We start from the raw sequence: 25,739 nt of genomic DNA, 5'->3' as shown, positions 1-25,739 counted from the left end.
CCTGCGGGGCGGATTCCGAGCACTGTCGGCGGCATACCAGAGTCCGACCGCTGGAGGCCGCGATGCCACCCCGTACCACGGTTCCGCCGATCCGCCGGCTCCCGCTGGTCGTCACCGGCGACGACGAACTGCTCGATGATGTGCTCCGGCTCGCCGCCGTTGGCGGGACCGAGGTGGAGCTCGCCCGCGACCCAGCGGCTGCCCGTACCCGTTGGCTTCCCGCGCCCCTGGTGCTGCTCGGCGCCGATCAGGCGCAGGCGTGTCTACGCGCCCGGTTGCCGCAGCGGCCCCGGCTGGTGCTGCTCGGCCGGGCCGGTCAGCTCGACCCGGGCTGGCAGATCGCCGAGCTGATCGGGGCCGAGCACGTCGCCACGCTGCCGGCTGCGGAGCCGTGGCTGGTGGATCGGTTCGCCGAACACGATCCGGAGCGCCCGGTCGGCGTCGGCGCCCGGGTCGTCGCGGTCCTCGGTGGGCGGGGTGGTGCGGGCGCGAGTGTGCTCGCCGGTGGTCTTGCGGTGACCGCCGCCCGGGCCCGGCTGCGCACCCTCCTGGTCGACGCCGACCCGCTCGGTGGTGGTCTCGACCTCGTGCTGGGCTGGGAGCAGCTGGAGGGCCTGCGCTGGCCGTCGCTCACCAGCGCCGACGGGCGGGTGGACGCCCCGGCGCTGGTGCAGGCCCTGCCCAGCCGGGGTGACCTCGTGGTGCTCTCCTGGGACCGCGGCGAGATGCTGACGTTGCCAGCGACGGCGATGGCGGCGACCGTCGACGCGGCCCGGCGTGGGCGGGACTTCGTGGTGATCGACCTGCCCCGACAGTTGGACGACGCGGCAGTGGTGGCGCTGCAAGCCGCCGACCAGGCGTTCGTCGTCGTGCCGGCCGAGTTGCGCGCCACCGCGGCGGCCACACGGGTGGTGGCCGCAGCCGCCCCGCACTGCGCTGCGCTCTCGGTCGTGGTGCGCGGGCCCGCCCCAGGGCGGCTGCGGGCGACCGAGGTGGCACGCGCGCTGGGCCTCCCGCTGGCCGGCACACTGCGCCCCGAGCCGGGGCTCTGCCGTGGGCTGGAGCGGGGCGAGGCGCCGGCCGCCGGGGGCAAGGGCCCACTGGCCGTGCTCTGCCAACGGATCGTCACCGACCTCACGGGCGTGCCGGCCACGGGTGCGGCATGACCGCCGGGCCGGAGGACGGCACGCTCGCCGCCCGGGTACGCCAGCGGATCGCCGCCGCCACCACCCCGGTCACCGCAGCGGCGATCGTCTCCGCGGTACGGGCCGAGCCCGCCGCCGCGGTGCTCGGTGACACGGCCATGCTGCGGATCGCCGACCGGGTGCGCGACGACCTCGTCGGCGCCGGGCCGCTGGCGCCGCTGCTCGCCGACCCGGAGGTCACCGACGTCCTCGTCAATGGCTCCCGGGTCTGGGTCGACCGCGGATCGGGGCTGCACCAGGTCGCCGTGCCGGTGGGCTCGGTGGAGGACGTCCGCCGGCTGGCGCAGCGGCTGATCGCCAGCGCGGGGCGGCGGCTCGACGACGGCTCGCCGTACGCGGACGCGCGGCTGCCCGACGGCACCCGACTGCACGCCGTGCTGCCGCCGGTGGCGACCGAAGGCCCCTACCTGTCCCTGCGGACCTTCCGGCACCGGCCGTTCACCCTCGACGAGTTGGTACGCCAGGGGACCGTGCCGCGACCGCTGGCACCACTGCTCGCCGCCGTCGTCGCGGCCCGGCTGGCGTACCTGGTGACCGGGGGCACCGGGTCAGGCAAGACGACCTTGCTCAACACGTTGCTCGGGATGGTGCCGGCCACCGAACGGATCGTGCTGGTGGAGGACGCCGCCGAGCTGCGTCCAGGACATCCGCATGTGGTGGGGCTCCAGGCGCGTACCGCCAATGTGGAGGGCACGGGCGTCGTCAGTCTGGCTGACCTGGTCCGACAGGCGTTGCGGATGCGCCCGGACCGGCTGGTCGTCGGGGAGTGCCGGGGCGGTGAGGTGGTCGATCTGCTGGCCGCGCTCAACACCGGCCATGACGGGGGCGCCGGCACGCTGCACGCCAACACACCGTCGGACGTACCGGCCCGGTTGGAGGCCCTGGGCATGTTGGGTGGGCTGCCTCGCGCCGCGCTACACGCCCAGGTGGCCGCCGCGCTGCAGGTGCTTTTCCAGGTACGACGTGGCGACCGGGGTCGCGTCCTGGAGTCGGTCTGCCTGCTGCTGCCCGAGGGACCCGAACGGATGGTGACAGTGGTGCCCGCCTGGGTGCGCGGCAGTGGGCTCGGCCTCGCCGCCCGTGCCCTCGGGGCGCTGCTGCGGGAGCGTGGGGTGACGGTGCCGCCCATCCTCAGCGAGCCGTGGCCCGGATCGGCGGGTCCGGCATGACCGGCGCGACGATGCTGGTGGCGGCGCTGCTGCTGGTCGCCGCGGTCCTGGTGGCGTGGCCGGTGCGGAGCATTCGGGCCCGTCGACGTCGCGTGCTGACGCCGGGGCGGAGGCGCGGCGGTGTCGATCCGGATGACGCCCTGGTGCAGTGGATCAGGGAACTCGGTCGCACGCCGGACGGGACGGTCGACGGCACCGGCGCTGCCCCGACCTCGGGCCATCCGGTCGGCATCGCCTACGAGCCCGGCGCCACCGCGGGTTCCAGCGGAAGGCAGACGGCGCTTGGCTGGCCCGACCGGGACGTCACCCGCAGCCCGAGGTGGCCAAGAACGGCAGGCGGCTCTACGCGTCCAGAGGGCCCGACGCGCCCGCCGGCCCGCCGAGATCTCCGACGGCCGACCGGCGCCGCCCGGCCGGAGGAGGCCACCACCATGCTCGATGCCGAACAATGCCCCGGCGCGTCGGCGGCCACGATCACGATCGGTGTCAGCGGTGTGGACGTGGGCGGTCGCCACGACGTCTCCGACACGGCAACCGCCGATGGGCACGGCGACCCGGAGACGGGCTCTCGGGGCGACGCGACCGCTGCGGCGGCGGCGCCCGACGGGTACGCGATCACCGATTCCCACGACCCCCGGCGCGTCGGCCCGACCGACAGAACGCCGGGTACGCCTCCGCCGGTGCGCATCTCACGATCGACGACCCGCGTGCTGCCACTGGTCGGTCTGCTCGGCGGCGGTGTGGGTGCCGTGGTCGGCGGTCCGGTGGCCGCGGTCGCGATGGCCGGGTACGGCACGCTGGCCGTGCGCGCCGTGCTGCGTTGGCGAGTGAACCGGAGCGCCGAGCGGGACCGACGACGTGGGCTGGACCAGCTCTGCGGCCTCGCGGCGGACCTACGGGCCGGTCTGCCCGTGCCACACGCGCTCGACGTCGCGGACGTTGAGCATTCCGGGGCAGGCCGTCTAGGTCAGTTGACCTCGGCGGCGGTGCGGTTGGCCGACCGGACCGGCGCGCCGCTGGCGGAGCTCGTCGAACGGATCGAGGCGGATGCCCGGGCGACCGACCGGGGCCTGGCCGCCGCGGCGGCCCAGGCGGCCGGTGCCCGGGCTACGGCCTGGCTACTCGCGGCGCTGCCGATGGGCGGGATCGGGCTCGGGTACGGGATCGGCGTCGACCCCGTGGCGGTGCTCCTGCACAGTACTGTCGGTGGAGCCTGCGCGGTCGTCGCGGTCGCCCTGCAGATCGTGGGCCTCCTCTGGGCAGAACGGCTGGGCGCGACACCGGGGCGGGCCGGATGACCGCCCGAGGCTCAGCCGGGCGACCCAGCTCAGCCGGCCAGTCCAGCTCGCCGAGCCGACGCAGCTCGGGGAGCCAGCTCAGCCCAGCCGGCCGGCCCAGCTCAGCGAGCCAAGCCAGCTCAGCCAGTCGGCGGCGGCGGCCGGACGCGATTCGACTCGTGGCGGTGCTGGGTGGGCTTGCCGTGGCCGTCGTCGTCGAGGGCTGGCTCGGGCTGCTCAGCGCTCTCCCGGCCGTGCTCCTGCTTGATGTCCTGTTGCGTCGGATCGAGCCGCCCGCTGTGCGCAAGCGGCGGCAGCGGGAGGCCGCCGACCTGCCGCTCGCCGCGGACCTCCTGGCCGCGGCGATGCGGGCGGGCGCCCCGGTGGATCGCTCGGTGCTGGCCGTCGCCGAGGCGCTGGACGGGCCGCTCGCCGACCGGTTGGTCCGGGTTGGCCGCACGCTGCTGCTTGGGGGTGGCCCAGCGGAGGCGTGGTCCGCGCTGGACGGAGTGCCCGGAGCGGAGCGCCTGACCGCGGCGGCGTTGCGCTCGGCCAACAGTGGTGCCGCCCTGGCCGGTGCACTGACCCGGCTCGCCGACGACCTGCGCGCCGACCGTGCCACCGCCGCCGAGGCATCGGCCCGCCGGGCGGGTGTGCTCATCGTCCTGCCGTTGGGGCTCTGCTTCCTGCCGGCGTTCATTCTCGCCGGCCTTGTGCCGGTGATCGTCGCCGTTCTCGGCGATGTGCTCTGACCCATCGAGAAGGGAACCAATCATGCGCAAACTCATCGCTCGCCTGCGCGGCGATGCCGGAATGAACACGGCCGAGTACGCCGTGGGCACGCTCGCCGCGGTCGCCTTCGCCGGGATCCTGCTGAAGGTGCTGACCTCCGGCAACGTCCAGTCGGCGCTGACCGCCGTCATCGACCGGGCACTGAAGTGATCGAGCGCCGGCGGGCCGGCCGCGATTCAGGGTCGAGCGTTCCCGGGCTGGCGGCACGCGGCGGGCGGAGATTTAGCGTCCTCGTACGTGCTGCTGGCGGGGACCGGGGGTCCTTCACCGCCGAACTGGCGGCCGGCCTGCCGGCGCTGCTCCTGTTCCTGCTGGCCGGCCTGACCGCGGTCAACGCCGTCACCACACAGGCGAGTTGCCTGCACGCGGCCCGGGAGGCGGCGCTCGCCGCCGCCCGTGGCGCCGACGGCAGCGCGGAGGGTGGCCGTGCCGCGCCGCCGGGGGCAGCGGTGTCGGTGTCCGTCGACGGCGACCGGGCGCAGGCGACGGTACGGGCACCCGTTCGGATGTTGGGTGGGCGGCTACCGCGAATCACAGTGGTCGCCACCGCCGTCGCCGCCGTCGAACCGGGCGCTCACGAGGGGAGTTGGTAGTGCGACGAACTGGCGATCCGTTCGGCTCCGGCCGCGAACCAGTTGCCGGAGGGCTCGGTGCTGGTGGGACGGACCCGGAGCGAGGTGGCGCGACGGTTCTGCTGCTGGCGATGGGCCTCGTCTTCGTGGTGTTCGGGACGTTCGGCGCCGCCATCATCGCCGCCGGAATGGCGAGCCAGCGGGCGGCGGTGGCAGCCGACCTCGGCGCGCTGGCCGGGGCGGCGCGGGCGCTCGACGGCGACGCTGCGGCCTGCGCGTCCGCGTCCGACCTCGCCGGTCGCAACGATGGTCGGCTGGTCGGGTGTCACCTCGACGGGCTGGACGTGCTGGTGACCGTCGAAGTGGCGTTCACGCCACTACCCGGCCTGACGGGGGTGGCCGCGGCGAGCGCGCGTGCCGGCCCGGTGCGTGGCTGATCCTCGTGGTTGACCCTCGCGGCGGCGTCCCTGGTCAGCGCCACCGCGGCGGCGGGCACGGCCAGAGCAGGACTTGGCGCGTGGAGTTCCCGGACTGACCCGCGTCGCGGCTTCGAGCGCAGGTGCGGGTCCGGCGCGCGGCTGAAGGAGCCAGGGCTCTGGTGGGGTTGGTGGGAGCTGTGGAGCTGAATCGTTTGCGACATCGGACGCGATGCGTTTACGACATCAGCTCCAGAGGGAAGCGAAACCCCCTCCGGGGGCCGAGCCGCCAACGGCCTGCCGCCCGAGAGCGCGGCCTAGCGGACTGCCGGCCGGGACTGGTCGAGGTCCAGGTCCCAGCCGGCAGCCGAGGAGTGGGTGGCCGCCACGGCGACCGCGAAGGGTCGCCGCACCGAACCGCATCGAACCGAACGGAACCGCACCGCGCTGCGCCGCGCCGCCCTGGTCCGAGCCGGCTGTGTCAGCGGGCCTGGAGCGCGTCGAGGGCGACGGCCATCGCGATGACGAGGCGGCGGTCGATCTGCGGGTCCTGCACCTCGACGACGTACTTGTCGCGCAGGCCCCACTTCTTGACCACGGTGAAGACCGGCTGGCCGCCTGCGGTGAAGTCGAAGTGGTACGGCAGCCAGGACAGCGAGTCGACGAATCGACGCAGCAGTGCCACCGGCATGCTCCGCTCCTGGCCCGTCACCTGCGGCAGGCCGCCCTGCTCGACGTGCCAGGTGGACCGCAGCAGCGACTGGGCGAAGTCCTTGCGGAACAGGCCGATCGGGTTGCCCGCCGCGTCGGTGACGTCGTACGTGGCGCCGAGGTCGATGCGCTGGCGGGCCTTGAAGCCGAGCAGAGGCTGCTGCTTGGAGTCATCCGTGTAGATGGTCACCTGCTCCTTGAAGGCGAGCCGCTTCTGCTGCGCGAACGCCAGCAGCTCACCCTCGGTGCCGTCCGGGGAGACCGCCCGGACCTCGTACTGGTTGACCATCATGCGCAGTCGCTGACGGATGTGGAACTGGTGCTGACCCTGCAAGTTGTCGGGCTGCATGTGAACTCCTCCGGGGGTTGGTGCGCCGGAGTCTCGCACAGCCCGACCACCGTCGCGCCCCCCGCTGCCCTTGCAGGATCACTCCGGGAGACCTCAGTGACTGTCGACGGAGGTCGCGGCCCGCAGCGCCCAGGTGTTCAAAACCTGGTGGATGCCACGGAGCCGCTCGTTGATCTGTTCCAGCCGTTCCGCCTGGGCCAGGGCGGCCAGTGCCGACCCCAGCGCGATCTGCTGGTCGAGGGTGAGATTGTCCTGGTCGATGGTGTAGAGCAGGTCGACGGTCTCGGCGATGGTGTCGGCCACAGCTTCTCCTCGGGCACGGGTGTCGATCGGCAACATAGACATCGATGGAAGCGCTCCCACATCATTGTGCCCCGTGCCATGCCGATTCATGCAAGCCGCTCAGCCCGGCAGGTTCGTCAGCACCACGTCGAGCACCCGGATCGCGTCCGGCTTGGAGAGGGGGTTGTTGCCGTTGCCGCATTTCGGTGACTGCACGCAGGACGGGCAGCCGGTCTCGCAGCCGCACTCCGCGATCGCGTCCCGGGTGGCCCGCAGCCACGCCGCCGCCGTCCCGTACGCCCGCTCGGCGAACCCGGCGCCACCCGGATGCCCGTCATAGACGAAGACCGTCGGCGCCTCGGTGTCCGGGTGCAGCGCGGTGGAGAGCCCGCCGATGTCCCACCGGTCGCAGGTGGCCATCAGCGGCAGCAGGCCGATCGCTGCGTGTTCGGCGGCGTGCAGCGCACCCGGCACGTCGGCGGGCTGGACCCCGGCGAGGGTCAACGACTGCGGTGACAGGGTGAACCAGACAGCCACCGTGCGCAGTTCCCGGGTGGGCAGGTCGAGCGGCCGGGTGTCGATCACCTCGCCGGTGGCGATCCGCCGCCGCTGGTACGACACCACCTGGCTGGTCACATCCACCTCGCCGAGGAACATGCCGACTGGCCCGGCGTCCACGTAGGAGCGCACCGACACCACTGACACGTCGGTGACGTCGCGGGCGTGGGTGGACCAGTCCGGCTCCTCGGCGCGCACCAACGCGCAACCGTCGGCCAGGTCGAGGTGGTCGACCACGTACGAGACGCCCTGGTGCAGATAGACCGCGCCGGAGTGCAGCAGGAAGTGCGAGGAGCCACCGTCGACAGTGCCGAGCAGCCGGCCGGTCGACGACTCCACCACGGCTACCGGGGCGCCACCCTGGCCGCGCAGGTCCACCTCGGGTCGTTCCCGGTGCCGCCAGTACCAACCGGTGGGCCGTTGCCGCAGCGCCCCCGCCGCGACCAGCTCGTCCACCGCCTCCTTCGCCCCCTCGCCGAAGAGCACCAGGTCGGCCGGGGTGAGCGGTGCCTCCACCGCGGCGCAGGCGAGCTGCGGCGCCAGCACGTACGGGTTGGCCGGGTCGAGCACCGTCGCCTCCACCGGCGCGCCGAAGATCGCCTCCGGGTGGTGCACCAGGTAGGTGTCCAGGGGGTCGTCCCGGGCCACCAGCACCGCGAGGGCCTCCTGCCCGGAACGTCCGGCGCGGCCCGCCTGCTGCCACAGCGACGCCCGGGTGCCCGGGTAGCCGCAGATCAGGACCGCGTCGAGCCCGACCAGGTCCACGCCCAGCTCCAGCGCGTTGGTCGAGGCCAGGCCGAGCAGGTCGCCGTGCAGCAGCGCCCGTTCCAGCTCGCGCCGCTCCTCCCGCAGGTAGCCACCCCGGTAGGCGGCAACCCGGTCGCCGAGCCCCGGCACCGCGTCGTCAAGTGCTCGACGCGCGTTGGCGGCCACCACCTCGGCGCCCTTGCGGGAGCGGACGAACGCGAGGGTGCGTACCCCCTCGGCGACCGTGTCGGCGAGCAGGTCCGCGGTTTCGCGCAGCGCCGACCGGCGGACCTGCCGAAGGTCGTCGTGGTCGCCCGTCGCCTGCGGGGGCACCGGGGAGGAGGAGTTCGAGTCGGCTTGCAGCAGCGGCGGCTCCCAGAGCGCGAAGGTCACCCCGCCGCGCGGGGAGGCGTCCTCGGTGACCGCCGTTACCGGCAGGCCGGTCAGCCGGCCGGCGGCGGTGGCCGGGTCGCCGGAGGTCGCCGAGGCGAGCACGAACACCGGGGTGGCCCCGAACCGGGCGCACTGCCGGCGCAGCCGACGCAGGACGTGCGCGACGTGCGAGCCGAACACGCCCCGGTAGGTGTGGCACTCGTCGATCACCACGTACGCGAGTCGGCGCAGGAAGCCGGACCACTGGGCGTGCCCGGGCAGGATGCCGTGGTGCAGCATGTCGGGGTTGGTCAGCACGAACCGGGAGTGCCGGCGGATCCACTCCCGCTCGGTGCGCGGGGTGTCCCCGTCGTAGCAGGCGGGGCGTACCCCTTCCAGCTCCAGCGCGGCGACGGCGCGCAACTGGTCCGCGGCGAGCGCCTTGGTCGGCGCCAGGTAGAGCACTGTGGCCCTGGGGTCGGCGAGCAGGGTGGCCAGGGCCGGCAGTTGGTACGCCAGTGACTTGCCGGACGCGGTGCCGGTGGCGACGACGACGTGCTGGCCCTCGTACGCCAGGTTGGCCGCCTCGGCCTGGTGCTGCCAGGGCGCGACCACGCCGCGCCTGGTGAACGCCGCGCGTAGTTCCGCCGGTGCCCACGACGGCCACGGCGCGGGCACCCCGGCGCGGGCGGGTACCCGCTCGACGTGGGTGACCGGGTCGGCGGCGCCCCGGGCGCGCAACCGGCGCAGCAGGTCGGCCGGCGCTGGCCCGGGGCCGGGACCAGCGGATACGGTGGCCGCGGACGACGACTCCAGCTCGTGGCGCGGCGTGCCGCGCGCGGAACTGAAGTCGTCGGAGGTCACGCCCTGCACTCTCGCACTGGTGTTCGGAGATGAAAAGTCGGACACCGGGGTAAGGGGAAGCCTCCGCTGGCGTCCGCAGGCCGCCCCGGCGGTAGTGGTTAGATGCCCACGAGAGTTTACGGCTCTGGCGAGGAGGACCGATGGAGCTGTCACTGGCGACCCGCACCGTGGGCGAGCACACGGTGCTCGAGGTCGGTGGTGAGGTGGACGTCTACACCGCGCCCCGGCTCCGGGAACGACTCCTCGAACTGATCGACGGTGGGGCGCGTCACGTGGTGGTCGACCTCGGTCGGGTGGACTTCCTCGACTCCACCGGGCTGGGCGTGCTGGTCGGCGCGCTCAAGCGGCTCCGGTCGGCCAGCGGTTCGTTCGCGCTGGTCTGCGACAAGGAGCCGCTGCTCAAGATCTTCCGGATCACCGCTCTGGACCAGGTGTTTCCGCTGCACCCGACGGTCGACGCGGCGATCAGCGCCGACTCGGCGGGCGCCGGCGCGTGATGGCGACAGTCAAGCTCTCCTTCTCGCCCGCCCCGGTGCACGTGCGCACCGCCCGCCTCGTCGGCGTCGCCGTCGCCCGCCGGGCCGGCGTACGCGAGGACCTGCTGGACGAGGTGCGCCTGGCCATCGGTGAGGCGTGCACGCGCGCGGTGGCCCTGCACCGGCAGTACGGCTTGGCCGACCCGGTGCTGGTGGAGATGTCCGATGGTGGCTCGTACGCGGTGCGGGTGGTGGACCGGGCGCCGATCGAGGCGGGTATCGGTCTGACGGCGCTGCCGCCGGACGAGCTGGCCAACGAGGCGCTGACCGATGAGGCGCTGACCACCGGCGTCGGCTTCGCGCTGCTCGCCGGTTTCGTCGAGGACCTTCAGGTGCGCCCGGTCGACGAGGGCGTCGGCACCGAGGTGCGGATGGTGTGGCCGGTCGGCCGCTGACGAGTTCCGCTGCGTAGGCCGTGTCCCCTCCTGGGGATGCGGCCTTTTCGCATGGATGGGGCCCTATATCAGATTTCGTTTCATAACACAGCGACGAAGATCATCGCGACACGGTGCCACCTGGGTGTGACCTCCAACACTGCGGAGGGCTACAGTACCCGGGTTGTCAGCAAGTGACCCATCCCGCAGCCAGCGGGTATGGGTGTTCATCGCTGGTCCGCTGGTGGGTTGGCGCGCGCTTGCGAGTCCGCATCCAGGCGTCGGTCAGTGCGTCTCCACTCACCGGCGCGATTGTTCGGTAACAGGAGGACACAGATGTCCGAGACCTTGGCCGCCGACGGCGGCGGGCTTTCCCTTACCGGAAGCAATGTCACCTACGTCGTCATCGCCGCGGTTGTCGCGCTGGTGGCACTCGGTTTTGCTGCCGCCCTGACAAAAACGGTGCTGGCCGCTGGTAAGGGCACCGAGAAAATGCAGGAGATCTCGGGGGCGGTCCAGGAGGGCGCCTCGGCCTACCTGCTCCGTCAATTCCGCACCCTGGCGATCTTCGTCGTCGTCGCCGTCGTGCTGCTCTTCCTGCTTCCGGTGCACGACACCGATGGCAGTGAGCTCGCGGTGAAGATCGGCCGCTCACTCTTCTTCGTGGTGGGCGCCCTGTTCAGCGCGTTCATCGGCGGCGCCGGCATGTGGCTGGCCACCCGGGCGAACCTGCGCGTGGCCGCCGCCGCGAGAGAGCGGGTAGGCGGCCGCGAGGCGGCCATGAAGATCGCCTTCCAGACCGGCGGCGTCGTCGGCTTCTTCACCGTCGGCCTCGGCCTCTTCGGTGCGGCGATGGTCGTCCTCGTCTACCGGGGTGACGCGCCCACCGTGCTGGAGGGCTTCGGCTTCGGTGCCGCGCTGCTCGCGATGTTCATGCGTGTCGGCGGCGGCATCTTCACCAAGGCCGCCGACGTCGGCGCCGACCTGGTGGGCAAGGTCGAGCAGGGCATCCCCGAGGATGACCCGCGCAACGCCGCCACCATCGCCGACAACGTGGGCGACAACGTCGGTGACTGCGCCGGCATGGCCGCCGACCTGTTCGAGTCGTACGCGGTGACGCTTGTCGCCGCGCTGATCCTCGGCCGCGCCGCGTTCGGCGAGGAGGGCCTGGTCTTCCCGCTGATCATCTCCACCATCGGCGTGCTGATCGCGATCGTCGGCGTCTTCATCACCAGGCTGCGCGCGTCCGACCGGAACGCTCTGACCGCGATCAACCGGGCCTTCTACCTGTCGGCGGTGCTCTCCGCGGTGCTGGTGGCGATCGCCGCCTACGCGTACCTGCCGGCGACCTTCGGCGAGTTCGACAGTGGCCTCACCGACGCTCCCGGCAACCCTCGGCTGGTGGCCATCGGCGCGGTCGTGATCGGCATCGTGCTGGCCGCCGCGATCCAGGCGCTGACCGGCTACTTCACCGAGACCAAACGGCGACCGGTGCAGGACATCGGCAAGAGCTCGCAGACCGGTGCGGCGACGGTGATCCTGGCCGGCATCAGCATCGGTCTGGAGTCGGCTGTCTACTCGGCGCTGCTGATCGGTGCCGGCGTCTTCGGCGCCTTCCTCCTCGGCGGCAGCTCCATCACGCTGTCGCTGTTCGCGGTGGCGCTGGCCGGTACCGGCCTGCTCACGACCGTCGGCGTGATCGTCGCGATGGACACCTTCGGGCCGATCTCCGACAACGCCCAGGGCATCGCCGAGATGTCCGGTGACATCGACGAGCACGGCGCTCGCACGTTGACCGAGCTGGACGCGGTCGGCAACACCACCAAGGCGATCACCAAGGGCATCGCGATCGCCACGGCGGTCCTCGCCGCGACCGCGCTGTTCGGCTCGTACACCGACACGCTCAGCACCGCGTACGCGGACGCCGGCGTGGGCGACGTCGGGGCGGAGATCCTCAACTCGCTGAACGTGGCGAACCCGCGCAACCTGGTCGGCCTGATCATCGGTGCGGCGGTGGTCTTCCTCTTCTCCGGGCTGGCCATCAACGCGGTGTCCCGCTCGGCCGGTGCCGTGGTGATGGAGGTCCGCCGGCAGTTCCGTGAGCTGCCCGGCATCATGGACGGCACCCAGCGCCCGGAGTACGGCAAGGTCGTCGACATCTGCACCCGGGATGCGCAGCGCGAGCTGATGACCCCCGGCCTGCTCGCCATCCTGGCGCCGATCGCTGTCGGCTTCGGCCTCGGGCCCGGCGCGCTCGCGGCGTACCTGGCGGGTGCGATCGGTGCCGGCACGCTGATGGCGGTGTTCCTGTCCAACTCCGGTGGGGCCTGGGACAACGCCAAGAAGCTGGTCGAGGACGGCGCGTACGGCGGCAAGGGCTCCGAGGCGCACGCCGCCACGGTCATCGGCGACACCGTCGGTGACCCGTTCAAGGACACCGCCGGCCCCGCGATCAACCCGCTGCTCAAGGTGATGAACCTGGTCTCGCTGCTGATCGCTCCCGCCGTGGTGGCGTACAGCGTGGGCGACGACCGCAACGTCGGCCTGCGGGTCGGCATCGCGCTGGTCGCGACGCTGATCATCGTGGCGTCGGTGGTGTTCAGCAAGCGCAAGGGCATCGCGATGTCCGACTCGGACGCCGATGGCAACACCGGCGCGGGCAGCACCGATCACCGCCCGGAGACGGTCAACGCCTGACCCAGGAACGGCCCGGGGTCCCCGGTCGACGTACCGCGTCGACCGGGGACCCCGGCCGTCCGGCCCGGTGCCACACCTGGCCAAAGGCCGTACGCTGCAACGCATGCGTACGTGCCGGGCGTCTGCCGCCGGAAAGTTCACGGTGGTCCTGGCCACGATCGTCGTTCTGGCCGGCTGCGGCGGGGGCCCCAGCCCACGGGCCTGGGCGGCCTCGGTCTGCGGCGCGCTCGCCCCCTGGCGCTCCGAGATCAACAAGCTGACCAGCAGCACTGACGAGCAGATGACCGCGCAGACCACGCCGGCGCAGGCCAAGGAGAACCTGGTGCGGCTCTTCGACGGGGCGGAGCAGGCCAGCGAGGCCGCGCGCCGCAAGGTGGAGAAGGCTGGCATCCCGGAAACCGACAACGGCGAAACCATCTCCGCGGGTTTCCGCAGCTCACTGGGGAAGATGCGGGACGCGTACGGCCGCGCCCGGGACACCATCGACGACCTGGGCACCGGCGAGGCGACCGCCTTCTACGACGGCGTGCGGGCCGCCGTGGAAACCCTCAACAAGGAGTACGACGCCAGCGCGCTGGACACCAGCAAACTCAACTCCGAGGAGTTGAAACAGGCATTCGACGAGGTGCCGGAGTGTCGCTGAGCGGGCTCGGTGACACCGGGAAGGCGCAGCCGCCCCCGGCGCTGTTCCCCGCGCCCGAGTCCGACACGCCCACTCCCGTGCGACGCCGCGGTGGCGTGCCGCAGATCGGCCCGACCCAGGGAGACGACGCGGGCCGGCAACTTGTCTTCTTCGGCGCGGACGCGGCCGAACCGACAGTCGCCGACCTGGCCGGGCTGCTCGCCGGCCCGGGTGAGGTGGTCCGGATGGGCGGCACCGCCCGCCTGTCGGTGCAGGTGGACGCCGCCTGGCGGGTGCACGTGCTCGTCGCCGAACTGGCGTCGCGCGGGCTCGCGGCTAGCTGGCAGCCGACCGAGGGCGAGCGACACGCAGTTCGTACGTCGTACACCCGGGTCTTGAAGCCGCTCGCGGCCGCCTGGCTGCACGGTACGGCGAAGCGCCCGCCGGCGGCCTTCCACCTGACCGGCCGGCGGTTGCGGCTGTGGCTCGCCGCCGCCGGGTCGCCGGAGCCTCCCGACTGCTTCCTGTTGCGGCTCGGCGCCGATGACCAGGAGTGTTGGGAGCCGATCGGCGTCGCGCTCGCCGCGGCCGGGCTGGCCGGGACGCTGCTCGGCCCCGGCGAGGGCGGCCCGGCGTACCGGATCACCGGCCGCCGCCGGTTGGCCCGACTCGCCGAACTGGTCGGCGGACCGCCGCTGGCAACCCCACCCCAAGCCTGGCCAACCTGACCCCGTCCCTCGCCGCGTCGATCATGGAGTTGTGGTGGGGGACGTATTGCTCGTCCGGGGTTAAAACGCCCACCATAAGTGCATGATCGACGCGGTTGGGCGGCGGCCCGGGGTGGAACGGCCGGGTGTCCGGTGCCGGACAGCCGGCGGGTCGATCCAGGCGGAAAATGAGCGGGTCGTGGGTCCGCCATCGTCACAGTGACCCGCTTCGAGCCCTACCCACGGTGTACGGTGGCGCCGTCCGGCAGTGCCGAGCGTGGCGGCGCGGCGTCGACCGCCGTGTCGAAGCGGTTTGCGGCCCGCGAAACCCGAAACGTGGGCGGCGCGTTACGTTGGACATCCGGACCGCCGGTGCGACGGCGGGGTCGAAAGCGGTCGCTGTCCGGGCGCCGACAGGCCACGAGCAGGAGTGAGGTCGGGGAGAGACGTGCCGAGCAACGCTGGAACCACCCGTCTGGTCATCGTCGAGTCACCGGCGAAGGCCAAGACGATCTCGGGCTACCTTGGCCCGGGGTACGTCGTGGAGGCCAGCTTCGGTCACGTCCGCGACCTGCCGCGCAACGCCGCCGACGTGCCGGCCAAATACAAGAAGGAGCCCTGGGCCCGGCTCGGGGTGGACGTCGACAACGGCTTCCAGGCGCTCTACGTCGTCTCCGCCGACCGTAAGCAGCAGATCAGCAAGCTGATAAAGCTGGCCAAGGAAGTCGACGAGATCTTCCTGGCGACGGATGAGGACCGCGAGGGCGAGGCGATCGCCTGGCACCTGGTCGAGACGCTCAAGCCCAAGGTGCCGGTCAAGCGGATGGTCTTCCACGAGATCACCAAGCCGGCGATCCAGGCGGCGGTGGCCAACCCCCGGGAGATCGACCGCGACCTGGTCGACGCCCAGGAGGCGCGCCGGATCCTCGACCGTCTCTACGGCTACGAGGTCTCCCCGGTGCTGTGGAAGAAGGTCATGCCGCGGCTCTCGGCAGGCCGGGTGCAGTCCGTGGCGACCCGCATCGTGGTCGAGCGGGAGCGGCAGCGGATGGCCTTCCGCACCGCCGAATACTGGGACATCCTGGCCACCCTCGCCGTGGCGAACGCCGGCGAGGGCCCGCGTGCGTTCAACGCCACCCTGATCGCCCTGAACGGCGACCGGATCGCCACCGGTAAGGACTTCGAGCCGACCACCGGTCGCGTCCGGGCCGGCGCCGGCGTCGTGCACCTCGACGAGAGCGGTGCCCGGGGTCTCGCGGCCCGACTGGAGGGGCGGCCGTTCACCGTCACCCGGGTCGAGGAGAAGCCCTACCGCCGTCGCCCGTACGCGCCGTTCATCACCTCGACCCTCCAGCAGGAGGCGGCCCGCAAGCTGCGCCTGTCCTCGCAGCAGACGATGCGCACCGCGCAGCGGCTCTACGAGAACGGCTACATCACCTATATGCGTACCGACTCGGTCAACCTGTCGGAGACCGCCATCTCGGCGGCCCGCCGTCAGATCGTCGAGCTGTACGGCGAGCGCAGCGTTCCGCCGGAGCCGCGCCGCTACACCGGCAAGGTGAAGAACGCGCAGGAGGCGCACGAGGCGATCCGCCCGGCGGGGGACAACTTCCGTACCCCGGGCGAGGTGGCCAAGGAACTGTCCGCCGAGGAGTTCAAGCTCTACGAGCTGATCTGGCGGCGCACCATCGCCTCGCAGATGACCGACGCGGTCGGCTCCAGCGTGTCGGTGCGTATCCGGGCGGTCTCCACCTCGCAGGAGGAGGCCGACTTCGGCGCGACCGGCAAGACCATCACCGACCCGGGCTTCCTGCGCGCGTACGTCGAGTCCAGCGACGACGAGAACGCCGAGGCCGAGGACGCCGAGCGCCGGCTGCCCACCCTGGTCAAGGACCAGCCGCTGACCGCCGATGAGCTGGCCGCGCAGGGCCACCACACCCAGCCGCCGTCGCGCTACACCGAAGCGTCGCTGGTCAAGGCCCTGGAAGAGCTGGGCATCGGCCGCCCGTCCACCTACGCGTCGATCATGCAGACGATCCAGGACCGGGGGTACGTCACCAAGCGCGGCCAGGCGATGATCCCGACCTTCCTGGCCTTCGCGGTGATCGGGCTGATGGAGCAGCACTACCCCCGCCTGATCGACTACGACTTCACCGCCACCATGGAGAACGAGCTGGACGAGATCGCCGGCGGCGACCACGCCGCTGTCGACTTCCTCACGGCGTTCTACTTCGGCAGCTCCAACGGTGCCGGTGACCAGGACATCGCCCGTTCCGGTGGGCTCAAGAAGCTGGTCACCGAGAACCTCAGCGACATCGACGCCCGCAGCGTCAACTCGATCCCGCTCTTCACCGACGACGACGGCCGCGAGGTCGTCGTGCGGGTCGGCCGGTACGGGCCGTACCTGCAACGGGAGCTGCCCGGCGGCGAGCAGCCGGCACCGGCTGCCGAGGGCGAGGAGGGCGGCACCCAGGGTGACCGGGCGCCGATCCCCGAGGGCCTGGCCCCGGACGAGCTGACCCCGGAGAAGGTGCACGAGCTGTTCCTCGGCGGCAGCGGCGAGCGCAAGCTCGGCGACGACCCCGCCACCGGCGAGCCGATCGTGCTCAAGTCCGGCCGGTTCGGCCCGTACGTGTCCAGTGGTGAGCGCAAGTCGTCGTTGCTGCGGACGCAGACGCCGGACTCGCTGACCCTGGAGGAGGCGCTCAAGCTGCTCAGCCTTCCCCGGCTGATCGGTGTCGCGCCGGACGGCGTCGAGGTCTTCGCGAACAACGGTCGCTACGGCCCGTACGTCAAGCAGGGTGAGGAGTTCCGTTCGCTGGACTCCGAGGACAAGATGTTCACAGTCACGCTGGACGAGGCGCTGGCTCTGCTGGCCGCCCCGAAGGCGCGTGGACGGCGCGCGGCGGCGCCACCGCTGCGCGAGATGGGCGTCGACCCGGCGACCGAGAAGCCGATGGTGATCAAGGACGGTCGGTTCGGCCCGTACGTCACCGACGGCGAGTTCAACGCGTCGCTGCGGCGCGGGCAGACCCCCGAGGCGCTGACCATCGAGGAAGCATCCGAGATGCTGGCCGAGAAGCGGGCGAAGGGTCCGGCGCCGCGGAAGAAGGCGGCGGCGAAGAAGGCGCCCGCCAAGAAGGCCACGGCCACCAAGAAGACGGCCGCTGCCAGCAAGTCCACGGCCGCGAAGAAGACCACGACGGCCAAGGCGACGGCGGCGAAGAAGGCTCCGGCGAAGAAGGCCGCCCCGCGCAAGGCCGCCACCAGCACGGAGTAGCCCTGGATCTGCGAGATCTTGGAAGGAATGTGCCCCTCCAGGGGCGTTCTCCTTCCAAGATCTCGTCGTTGTCCACAGGGGCTGCCGGCGGGGCCGGCGATCGGGAGACTTGATGGTCATGAGTCTCCGGAGGACGTCGTCGCCGGCTGATTGGGGTCGCCGGCTGCCGAGCGATGACGCCGACGAGCTGACCTGGCTGCTCTTCCATCAGGAAGATGTGGTGAGCCTTGACCAGGCGCGGCATCATCTGTCGACCAAGGCCATCCGGCATCGGGTGGCGACCGGGACGTGGCGGCAGATTCATCGAGCCGTGTTCGTCGCGCACAACGGCCCAGTCACCGCCGGCCAGCTCCGGTGGGCAGCCGTCCTCGCCGCGGGGCCGCAGGCAATCCTCGGTGGCCTGACCGCAGCGCAGGCCGGAGGACTACGGGGGTTCCCTGGTCGCCCGATCCACATCTTGCTCCCTGCCTCCTGCCGGCGCGGCTCACTGCCAGCCGGTGTGCTGGCGCATCGGACCGTGACACTGCGGGACCAGGACGTGCTGGCGGTAGGGCAACCCAGGCGGACCAAGGCGGCTCGTTCAATCGTGGACGCCGCGCAGTGGTCAGGCGACGACCAGCAGGCGCGGTCGATCGTCGCCGCCGCATTCCAACAACGGATCGTGGCCGGCGATGACCTGAACCGGGTCGTCGAACGGCTGCCCCGGGTCCGCCGTCGCCAGCTGGTTCTGGCGGCGGCTGCGGACGCCGCAGGCGGTGCCCACTCGGTGGCGGAACTGGACTTCCTGGGGCTGATCCGTCGCGCGGGTCTACCCGAGCCGGCACGGCAGAAGATCCGCTACGACTCGACCGGGCGACGTCGCTACCTCGACGCCTACTTCGAGCATTGGAGGGTACATGTCGAGATCGACGGCGGCCAACACGTCGATCCCCAGGCCTGGTGGGCGGACATGCGACGCCAGAACGATCTGTGGATCGAAGGCGACCGCGTACTCCGGTTTCCCGCCTGGGCGATCCGTACCCACCCGGACGAGGTCCTTACCCAACTCCGCGCTGCCCTCGGCGCCGCCGGTTGGCAGGGGTGAAGATCTTGGAAGGAATGTGCCCCTGGAAGGGCAGTTTCCTTCCAAGATCCCGAGGCCACGTCCGTCAGGTCCCCAGGACGTGGTTCAGGTGGGCGTTGGTGAAGACCCGGTCGGGGTCGAGTCGGTCGCGGACGGCCTGGAAGTCCGAAAAGCGGGGGTACGCCGTGGCCAGCGAGGCGGCGTCGCGGTAGTGCAGCTTGCCCCAGTGTGGGCGACCGCCCAGCCCGGCGGCCACCTGCTCGAAGGCCCGGAAGTACGGCTCGTAGGGCATGCCGACGTACTGGTGCACGGCGATGTACGCGTTGTCCCGGCCGTAGCCGTGCGACAGCCAGATGTCGTCGGGGGCGGTGAATCGCACCTCCACCGGGAAGAGCACCTTGAACGGCAGGCCGTCCACGATGCGCTGGAGCGCGGCGAGCGCCTCCGGCAACGCCTCGCGGGGCAGGCCGTACTCCATCTCCACGAAGCGGACCCGGCGCGGAGTGCAGAAGACCCGGTCGGAGCGGCCGGTGTACTGGCGTTCGGTGAGGGCGCGGGCGGAGACCGCGCTGATCTGGGGGGCCAGCGCGGGTACGGCCCGGCCGAGTCGGCAGGCCCCGGCGAAGACCCTGTTGGACAGAAAGTCGTCGTCCACCCAGCCGCGCCAGCGGGACAGTGGCCGGTCGTTGGCGGGTACCCGGTCGTTGGCCTTGACCTGCACCCGGGACGTGTACGGGAACCAGTAGAACTCGACGTGGTCGTGCCGGCCGATCAGCGCGGGCAGTTCGCCGAGCACGTCGGCCAGTTCGGCCGGGCGTTCGTGGGCGCGCAGGACGAAGGCGTCCACGCAGCGCAGGGTCACCTCGACCAGGACGCCGAGCGCGCCGAGCGACACCCGGGCGGCGGCGAGGACGTCGGGATGTTCGTCGGCGGAGCAGCGCAGCACCTCGCCGGTGCCGGTGACCAGAGTGATCGCCTCGACGAAGGTGGAGAGGCACCCGTAGCCGGCGCCGGTGCCGTGGGTGCCGGTGGAGATCGCCCCGGCGACGGTCTGCTCGTCGATGTCGCCGAGGTTGGGCAGCGCGAGGCCGTGCCGGGCGAGCAGGCCGTTGAGCGCGTGCAGGGTCATTCCCGCCGGTACGGTGACCAGTCGTTGGGCGACGTCCACACTGACTATGGTGTCCAGGTCGGACAGGTCCATCCGACGGTCGTCTGCGAGCGCGACGGCGGTGAACGAGTGGCCGCTGCCCGTCACCCGGATCCGACCACCGTCGGCGGCGGCAGATCGGACGGCTTCTGCGACATCGGTCGGCGAGCCGGGGCGCAGGATCGCGCTGGCGCTGCCACGCTGGTTCCCGGCCCAGTTGGACCAGCCAGCCCCGAGCGGTGCGGTGCGAACCATGCGCACTCCTCATTCATGAATATGAACTGACTTCATATCAGGAACGTTCTAGCTGGTAAATACCGCAATTGCGATCCGCTCGTTGTACCGGTAGTCACGGACTCGTGACGTGGAGATATGTTCATCCGTCGAAGGGGGGTGGCGCAGAGTGTCCACACCAGCCGCCACGACCGGGCCGCTGCGCCGCGTACCGGTGCAAGGTCGAAGTGTCGCGCGGGTACAGCGCATGTTGGATGCCTGCGCCGAACTCGTCGACGAGGTGGGGTACGAGGGATTGACCACCACCCTGCTCGCCGAGCGGGCCGAGGTGGCGATCGGGTCGGTCTACCAGTTCTTTCCGGACAAGCGGGCGATCGTGCAGGCGTTGACCCTGCGGACCATGGAGTCCTACCTCCAGCGCCTCGACGAGCGGTTCGCCTCCGACGAGATGACCCACTGGTGGGACGGCGTCGACGCGGGCATCGACGAGTACATCACGATGCACCGCACCGTCCCCGGCTTCCGTACCCTGCACTTCGGCGACGTGGTCGACCTGCACCTGCTCGACGAGCAGCGGGACAACAACGGCGTGATCGCCGACCAGTTGGCCCGGGTGCTCACCGAGCGTTTCGGACTCACCGACGTGCCCAAGCTGCGCTTCGTGCTGGAGATCGCGGTCGAGGCGGCGGACGCGCTGATCAAGCTCGCGTTCCGCCGGAAGTCCGACGGCGACGAGCGGGTGCTGCTGGAGGCGAAGGCGCTGATCCGGGAGTACCTGCACCGGCAGGTCGACGGCCCGGACAACGGCCGGTCCACAGTCGGCAAGCAGGCCGAGGCGGCCCAGCCCGTCTGAGTCGGCGCGGGGCGCGGGCCTCGGCCGGAGGTCAGGCCTCAGAGGAAGGCCCGCCCCTCACCCCGGTAGGTGAGGACGGTCGCCACCACCGCGTCCCCCTCGACCAGGTGCAGCTCGTTGACCCGTTCACACAGCTCGCCTGCCTTGGCATGCCGGAACCACACCCGGTCGCCGACGCGCAGCTCGGCGGCCGCCGCTCCGGACAGCGGAGTCTGCACCTCGCCGGCGCCCTCGGTGCCGACCAGCTTCAGCCCCGCCGGTAGCCACGGCCGGGGCAGTCGACTGTCGGCGGCCGGGCCGGAGGCGATCCAGCCGCCGCCGAGCACCGTCGCCAGCTCCGGCGTCGGTCGGCGGACCACCGAGCAGGCGAAGAACGCCGCCGGGGTGGGTCGCCAGGCGCGGTACGCGTCGAACAGCGTCGGCCCGTACAGGCCCGATCCCGCGGTGACCTCGGTGACCGCGGGATCGGCGCTGGTCGCGGCCACGCTGCCGGTGCCGCCGCCGTTGACGAACTCCAGGTCGGCGTGTTCGCGTACCGCGGCGACCGCCGCACCACGGCGGGCCAGCAACTCGCGGTACGACAGGCGCTGGGCCAGCCTGATCGCGCCGGCCAGCAGCGTCTTGCCCGGTGGCGCGTCGCCCAGGCCGGCGATCTGCGCCTCGTACGACATGAGCCCGACCAACCGGAAGCCGGGCCGACCGGCGACGGCGGCGGCGAGCGTGCCGGCCGCCCGCGCGCTGTGCACCGGCGAGCGGCGGACGCCGACGTGTACCCCGCGCAGCGGTCGCCAGGAGGCATCCAGATCCAGGCAGAGCCGTAGCTCGGCGCGCTGCCCCGGGGCCGTGACGGCGTCGATGAGGTCGAGTTGGCCGGTGCCGTCGATCATCAGGGTGATCGCGGCGGCGAGCATCGGGTCGGCGCCCAGCTCGGCGAGGGCGGCCCGGTCTGCGCTCGGGTACGCGACCAGCACGTCGTCGCTGACGCCGGCGCGGACCAGCCAGATCGCCTCGGGCACTGTGAACGCCATCACGCCCTGCCAGCCGGGCCGGGCCAGAGCTCGACTGATCAGCTCCCGGCTGCGGACCGACTTGCTGGCGAGGCGGACCGGCTTTCCGGCGGCGCGATCGGCCAGGGCGACCGAGTTGGCGTCGAAGGCCGTGAGGTCGACCACCGCGTACGGGGGGTCGAGGCGGGCAGTCGCCCGGTCCAGGCGCTCGCGAAGTTTGTCGCTTTCGATGGCCACGTGTGCACGCTAACTGTCTGACGGAGAATGCGAAATACCCTCGCGTACGTCCGGGCTGCGGTCGGTACCTTCGGCGGCCTAGGCTCAGCGAGCAGGAGAATGTCGCCCGGGGGGTGGCCCCACCCGGGTCTAGAGTGTTGCACCGGAGGTGCCCAGCGATGGGCCGGCACGTGGAGGTACGGCCATCGAAAGCCAGAACAGCGGCGAGTCGCCCGGCGTGTCGCGCTCGGGCGACCAGTCGGACAACGCCGCCAAGCAGCCCAACGGCGGTCAGGTTGATCCGTCCGGTTATGCCGCGATCCGCTCCGTGCTGCGCATCCGGCCGTTCCGCCGGCTGTGGATCGTGCTCGGCGCGGCCTCCTTCGGTGACTGGCTCGGCCTGCTGGCCACCGCCCTCTTCGCCGCCTCGCAGGTGCAGGGCAGCACCGCCCAGGGCGCCGCGTTCGGCGGGGTCACCGCGATCCGGCTGCTGCCCGCACTGGTGCTCGGCCCGGTGGCCGGCGTATTCGCCGACCGGTTCGACAGGCGCTGGACGATGGTCATCTGCGACCTGCTGCGCTTCGTGCTCTTCGCCTCCATCCCGCTCTACGCCCTCAGCGGCGCCGCAGGCGGCCTGGTGGTCGGCTGGGCGCTGATCGCCACCTTCCTGATCGAGTCGCTCACTCTGCTCTGGATCCCGGCCAAGGAGGCCGCGGTCCCCAACCTGATCCCGCGGGCCCGACTGGAAGCGGCCAACCAGCTCACCCTGATCACCACGTACGGCCTCACCCCGGTCGCCGCCGCCGTCGGCCTTGCCGTGCTCGACCGTGGCGTCCGTGGTGCCGTCGGCGGCGACCTGCCGTCCTGGGCCGAGCCGGCCCAGCTCGCGCTCTGGATCAACTCCTTCTCCCGGCTCGCCACCGCACTGGTGGTGGCATTCGGGATCAAGGAGATCAGCGAGGCGCAACGCGGTGAGGCCGAGCGCGCCGAGCAGAGCATGTTCCGGCAGTTCTCCGAGGGCTGGAAGTACATCGGCCAGACCCCGCTCGTCCGCGGCCTGGTGCTGGGCATCTTCGGCGCGTTCGCCGGCGGCGGCATCGTGGTCGGCACTGCCAAGTTCTTCGCCAACTCGCTCGGCGCTGGCGACGCGGCGTTCTCACTGCTCTTCGGCGCCATCTTCGTCGGCCTGGCGCTCGGCATCGGGCTCGGCCCGATGATCGTCAAGGAGATGTCCCGGCGCCGCTGGTTCGGCATGAGCATCGTGCTGGCCAGCGCCGCGGTGATGACCCTCGCCTTCGCCATCCACCTGTCCATGGCGATCGTCGGCGCGGTGCTGGTCGGCGCCGGCGCCGGGATGGCCTTCCTGGCCGGCACCACGCTGCTGGGCGGCGAGGTGGCCGACGAGGTGCGCGGCCGGGTCTTCGCGGTGGTGCAGATCGGCACCCGGCTGGTGCTGATCCTGGCCATCGGGCTGAGCAGCGTGCTGGTCGGTGTCGGCGGCTCCCGCAAACTGACGATCGCCGACCTCGGCATCTCCGTCTCCTCCACCCGACTGCTGCTGCTCGCCGCCGGTGCCGCCGGCATCTTCGCCGGGATCAGCGCGTTCGGCCAGATGGACGACAAGAAGGGCGTCCCGGTCCTCGCCGACCTGTGGGGCTCCATCCGGGGCCGTCCGCTGATGCCCGCCGAGCCGTTCGTCTCCGCCGGGCTCTTCGTGGTCTTCGAGGGCGGCGAGGGCGCGGGGAAGTCCACCCAGCTCACCGCGCTCTCCGAGCGGCTGCGCGGCCACGGCCGAGAGGTGGTGGTCACCCGCGAGCCGGGGGCCACCGGCGTCGGCCGGCGAATCCGGTCGCTGGTGCTGGACACCTCCGGCGACGACGCGCCCTCCCCTCGGGCCGAGGCGCTGCTCTACGCCGCCGACCGGGCGCACCACGTGGCCACCGTCGTCCGGCCCGCGCTGGTCCGGGGTGGCGTGGTGATCAGTGACCGGTACGTCGACTCGTCCCTGGCGTACCAGGGCGCCGGCCGGACACTGCCCGTCGACGAGGTCTCCTGGCTCTCCTCCTGGGCCACCGGTGGGCTCAAGCCCGACCTGGTGGTGCTGCTGGACGTCGAGCCGCGCACCGGTCTGTCCCGGGTGGCCTCGCGCAACACCGGCACCGACCGGCTGGAGGCCGAGTCGATCGCCTTCCACGAGCGCGTCCGGTACGCGTTCCTCGACCTCGCCGCCGCCGACCCGAAGCGCTACCTGGTGCTCGACGCGTCCCGGTCGACCGAGGAGATCACCGCGCGGGTGGTCCGACGGGTCGAGGAGATGCTCGGCAAGCCCGGCGGCATCGTGCACCCGCGGCCGGCACAGGGCCCGGACACCTCGGTGCAACCTGAGTTATCCGACGCGGAGCTGGTGACGATGGAGCACAAGACCTAATGTCGGACGTCTTCGCCGACCTGGTCGGTCAGGACGAGGCGGTGGTCGAGCTGCGTCGCGCCGCCGCCGCAGCGGCCGCCGTCCTGCGTGCTGGCGCGGCCGCGTTGGTCGCCGCCGGCCCGGCCGGCGCTGCCGAGCCCGTGAGCACACCCGGCGCGGTGGACCCGTCCACCGGGATGACGCACGCGTGGATCTTCACCGGGCCACCCGGCTCCGGCCGCTCGGTCGCCGCACGGGCGTTCGCCGCCGCACTCCAGTGCGTGCACGGCACCGGCTGCGGTGAGTGCCCCGGCTGCCACACCACAATGGGCGCCACCAACGCCGACGTGCGGATGGTGGTGCCGGAAGGGCTCTCCATCGGCGTCGGCGAGATGCGCGCGCTGGTGCTCCGCGCGGCCAGCACCCCATCCGGCGGGCGCTGGCAGGTGGTGGTCATCGAGGACGCCGACCGGCTCACCGAGGCCGCCGGCAACGCGCTGCTCAAGGCGATCGAGGAGCCCCCGCCGCGGACGGTCTTCCTGCTCTGCGCGCCGTCCACCCACCCGGACGACATCTCGGTGACCATCCGGTCGCGCTGTCGGGTCGTACCCCTGCGGCAGCCGCCGGCCACCGCGGTGGCCGAGGTGCTGGTTCGTCGGGACGGCATCGCGCCCGACGTGGCGCAGTGGGCGGCCGCTGCCGCGCAGGGTCACGTGGGTCGGGCCCGCCGGCTGGCCCGCGACCCGGAGGCCCGCAAACGGCGCGAGGCGGTGCTCGCGGTGCCACGCCGGCTGACAGGTGTCGGCGCGGCGTTCGACGCAGCGTCCGCGCTGATCGAGGCGGCCGAGGCGGAGGCCGAGGCGTCGGTCACCGAATCCGACACGACCGAGCGGGCGGCCCTGGAGACCGCGCTCGGCGCGGGCGGCACCGGCCGGGGCGCGGCCGGCGCCATGCGGGGTGCCGCCGGGCAACTCAAGGAATTGGAGAAGCGGCAGAAGTCCCGGGCCACCCGAGCCCAGCGGGACGCACTGGACCGGGCGCTTGTCGACCTGGCGGGCTTCTACCGGGACGCGCTCACCATGGCGCTGCGCGCACCCGTCGCCCCGGTGCACACCGACACGGCCGCGCTGGCCGGCGCCGGCGCGCAGAAATGGGACGCCGAGGGGTCGCTGCGCCGGTTGGAGGCCGTGCTCGCCTGCCGCGCGGCGATCGAGGCGAACGTCAAGCCGCGGATCGCGGTCGAGGCCATGATGCTCGCCCTGTGGAAGGGCTGACCCCGCGC

General features: G+C 72.1%; 22 protein-coding genes. 17 read left to right on the top strand and 5 right to left on the bottom strand.

Going from position 1 to position 25,739, the window contains the following annotated elements; all coding sequences use genetic code 11:
• Positions 1 to 62 precede the first annotated feature (62 nt).
• Genes ssd through IW248_RS23275 form a run of 7 tightly spaced genes read left to right on the top strand, consistent with a single transcriptional unit; the run spans position 63 to position 5,452 of the window.
• Positions 63 to 1,166 carry a septum site-determining protein Ssd gene (gene ssd, locus IW248_RS23305; RefSeq protein ID WP_196928690.1) on the top strand — a complete coding sequence of 368 codons (1,104 nt, stop codon included), beginning with the start codon at positions 63 to 65 and terminating at the stop codon, positions 1,164 to 1,166.
• Positions 1,163 to 2,374 carry a TadA family conjugal transfer-associated ATPase gene (locus IW248_RS23300; RefSeq protein WP_196928689.1) on the top strand — a complete coding sequence of 404 codons (1,212 nt, stop codon included), beginning with the start codon at positions 1,163 to 1,165 and terminating at the stop codon, positions 2,372 to 2,374. The genes ssd and IW248_RS23300 overlap by 4 nt, the downstream gene beginning before the upstream one ends.
• Entirely contained in the window at positions 2,371 to 3,672 is a 1,302-nt protein-coding gene (locus IW248_RS33760; RefSeq protein WP_307788168.1) for a type II secretion system F family protein, read from the top strand. Before IW248_RS23300 ends, IW248_RS33760 begins: the two co-directional genes overlap by 4 nt.
• Positions 3,669 to 4,403 carry a type II secretion system F family protein gene (locus tag IW248_RS23290; RefSeq protein ID WP_196928688.1) on the top strand — a complete coding sequence of 245 codons (735 nt, stop codon included), beginning with the start codon at positions 3,669 to 3,671 and terminating at the stop codon, positions 4,401 to 4,403. The genes IW248_RS33760 and IW248_RS23290 overlap by 4 nt, the downstream gene beginning before the upstream one ends.
• A 22-nt stretch (positions 4,404 to 4,425) precedes the next feature.
• Positions 4,426 to 4,593, top strand: a complete 168-nt coding sequence (locus IW248_RS23285) for a DUF4244 domain-containing protein (protein WP_081883916.1) — start codon at positions 4,426 to 4,428, stop codon at positions 4,591 to 4,593.
• Positions 4,594 to 4,640: 47 nt separating this feature from the next.
• Entirely contained in the window at positions 4,641 to 5,036 is a 396-nt protein-coding gene (locus IW248_RS23280) for a TadE family type IV pilus minor pilin (protein ID WP_196930328.1), read from the top strand.
• The gene (locus IW248_RS23275) at positions 5,036 to 5,452 is read left to right on the top strand and encodes an Rv3654c family TadE-like protein (RefSeq protein WP_196928687.1); all 417 of its coding nucleotides are present in this window, start codon (positions 5,036 to 5,038) and stop codon (positions 5,450 to 5,452) included. Before IW248_RS23280 ends, IW248_RS23275 begins: the two co-directional genes overlap by 1 nt.
• Before the next feature lie 460 nt (positions 5,453 to 5,912).
• On the opposite strand, the gene IW248_RS23270 is transcribed toward IW248_RS23275, so the two are convergent.
• From IW248_RS23270 to sftH, 3 genes are all read right to left on the bottom strand, one after another.
• On the bottom strand, positions 5,913 to 6,491 hold the full coding sequence (locus IW248_RS23270) for an LURP-one-related family protein (protein ID WP_196928686.1): 579 nt from the start codon (positions 6,489 to 6,491) through the stop codon (positions 5,913 to 5,915).
• 93 nt (positions 6,492 to 6,584) lie between these two features.
• Positions 6,585 to 6,794, bottom strand: a complete 210-nt coding sequence (locus tag IW248_RS23265) for a hypothetical protein (protein WP_124819716.1) — start codon at positions 6,792 to 6,794, stop codon at positions 6,585 to 6,587.
• 99 nt (positions 6,795 to 6,893) lie between these two features.
• Positions 6,894 to 9,314: a DEAD/DEAH box helicase gene (sftH, locus tag IW248_RS23260; protein WP_372432725.1), complete on the bottom strand. Its 2,421-nt coding sequence runs from the start codon at positions 9,312 to 9,314 to the stop codon at positions 6,894 to 6,896.
• A gap of 140 nt (positions 9,315 to 9,454) precedes the next feature.
• Here sftH and IW248_RS23255 point away from each other — a divergent pair, with 140 nt between their 5' ends.
• The 7 genes from IW248_RS23255 (at position 9,455) to IW248_RS23225 (ending at position 18,614) form a co-directional block, all read left to right on the top strand.
• Entirely contained in the window at positions 9,455 to 9,811 is a 357-nt protein-coding gene (locus IW248_RS23255; RefSeq protein WP_091395433.1) for an STAS domain-containing protein, read from the top strand.
• Complete coding sequence (locus tag IW248_RS23250) at positions 9,808 to 10,245, top strand: ATP-binding protein (protein ID WP_124819720.1); 438 nt, start codon at positions 9,808 to 9,810, stop codon at positions 10,243 to 10,245. The genes IW248_RS23255 and IW248_RS23250 overlap by 4 nt, the downstream gene beginning before the upstream one ends.
• 315 nt (positions 10,246 to 10,560) lie before the next feature.
• The gene (locus IW248_RS23245; protein ID WP_196928684.1) at positions 10,561 to 12,921 is read left to right on the top strand and encodes a sodium-translocating pyrophosphatase; all 2,361 of its coding nucleotides are present in this window, start codon (positions 10,561 to 10,563) and stop codon (positions 12,919 to 12,921) included.
• A 103-nt stretch (positions 12,922 to 13,024) separates the two neighbouring features.
• Positions 13,025 to 13,564, top strand: a complete 540-nt coding sequence (locus tag IW248_RS23240; RefSeq protein ID WP_196928683.1) for a hypothetical protein — start codon at positions 13,025 to 13,027, stop codon at positions 13,562 to 13,564.
• Entirely contained in the window at positions 13,555 to 14,271 is a 717-nt protein-coding gene (locus IW248_RS23235) for a hypothetical protein (protein WP_372432723.1), read from the top strand. Before IW248_RS23240 ends, IW248_RS23235 begins: the two co-directional genes overlap by 10 nt.
• A gap of 427 nt (positions 14,272 to 14,698) precedes the next feature.
• On the top strand, positions 14,699 to 17,530 hold the full coding sequence (topA, locus tag IW248_RS23230) for a type I DNA topoisomerase (protein ID WP_196928682.1): 2,832 nt from the start codon (positions 14,699 to 14,701) through the stop codon (positions 17,528 to 17,530).
• A 118-nt stretch (positions 17,531 to 17,648) separates the two neighbouring features.
• Positions 17,649 to 18,614 carry an endonuclease domain-containing protein gene (locus tag IW248_RS23225; protein ID WP_196928681.1) on the top strand — a complete coding sequence of 322 codons (966 nt, stop codon included), beginning with the start codon at positions 17,649 to 17,651 and terminating at the stop codon, positions 18,612 to 18,614.
• 64 nt (positions 18,615 to 18,678) lie between these two features.
• Here the strand turns inward: IW248_RS23225 and IW248_RS23220 are convergent, their stop codons facing one another.
• The gene (locus IW248_RS23220; RefSeq protein WP_196928680.1) at positions 18,679 to 19,995 is read right to left on the bottom strand and encodes a D-arabinono-1,4-lactone oxidase; all 1,317 of its coding nucleotides are present in this window, start codon (positions 19,993 to 19,995) and stop codon (positions 18,679 to 18,681) included.
• A 226-nt stretch (positions 19,996 to 20,221) separates the two neighbouring features.
• Between IW248_RS23220 and IW248_RS23215 the strand changes: the two genes are divergently transcribed.
• The gene (locus IW248_RS23215) at positions 20,222 to 20,827 is read left to right on the top strand and encodes a TetR/AcrR family transcriptional regulator (RefSeq protein WP_124818825.1); all 606 of its coding nucleotides are present in this window, start codon (positions 20,222 to 20,224) and stop codon (positions 20,825 to 20,827) included.
• 38 nt (positions 20,828 to 20,865) lie between these two features.
• Here the strand turns inward: IW248_RS23215 and IW248_RS23210 are convergent, their stop codons facing one another.
• Positions 20,866 to 22,071, bottom strand: coding sequence for an amino acid deaminase/aldolase (locus tag IW248_RS23210; protein ID WP_196928679.1), 1,206 nt, complete (start codon positions 22,069 to 22,071; stop codon positions 20,866 to 20,868).
• Positions 22,072 to 22,414: 343 nt separating this feature from the next.
• Between IW248_RS23210 and tmk the strand changes: the two genes are divergently transcribed.
• Positions 22,415 to 24,478, top strand: a complete 2,064-nt coding sequence (gene tmk / locus IW248_RS23205; RefSeq protein WP_372432765.1) for a dTMP kinase — start codon at positions 22,415 to 22,417, stop codon at positions 24,476 to 24,478.
• A complete protein-coding gene (locus tag IW248_RS23200; RefSeq protein WP_196928678.1) occupies positions 24,478 to 25,731 on the top strand; it encodes a DNA polymerase III subunit delta' in 1,254 nt (417 codons plus the stop codon). The genes tmk and IW248_RS23200 overlap by 1 nt, the downstream gene beginning before the upstream one ends.
• Positions 25,732 to 25,739: the final 8 nt, after the last annotated feature.

Source organism: Micromonospora ureilytica (genome assembly GCF_015751765.1).
GTDB lineage: Bacteria > Actinomycetota > Actinomycetes > Mycobacteriales > Micromonosporaceae > Micromonospora > Micromonospora ureilytica.
Note: the sequence above shows the minus strand (reverse complement) of the source record. Positions and strands in the feature narration are given on the sequence as shown.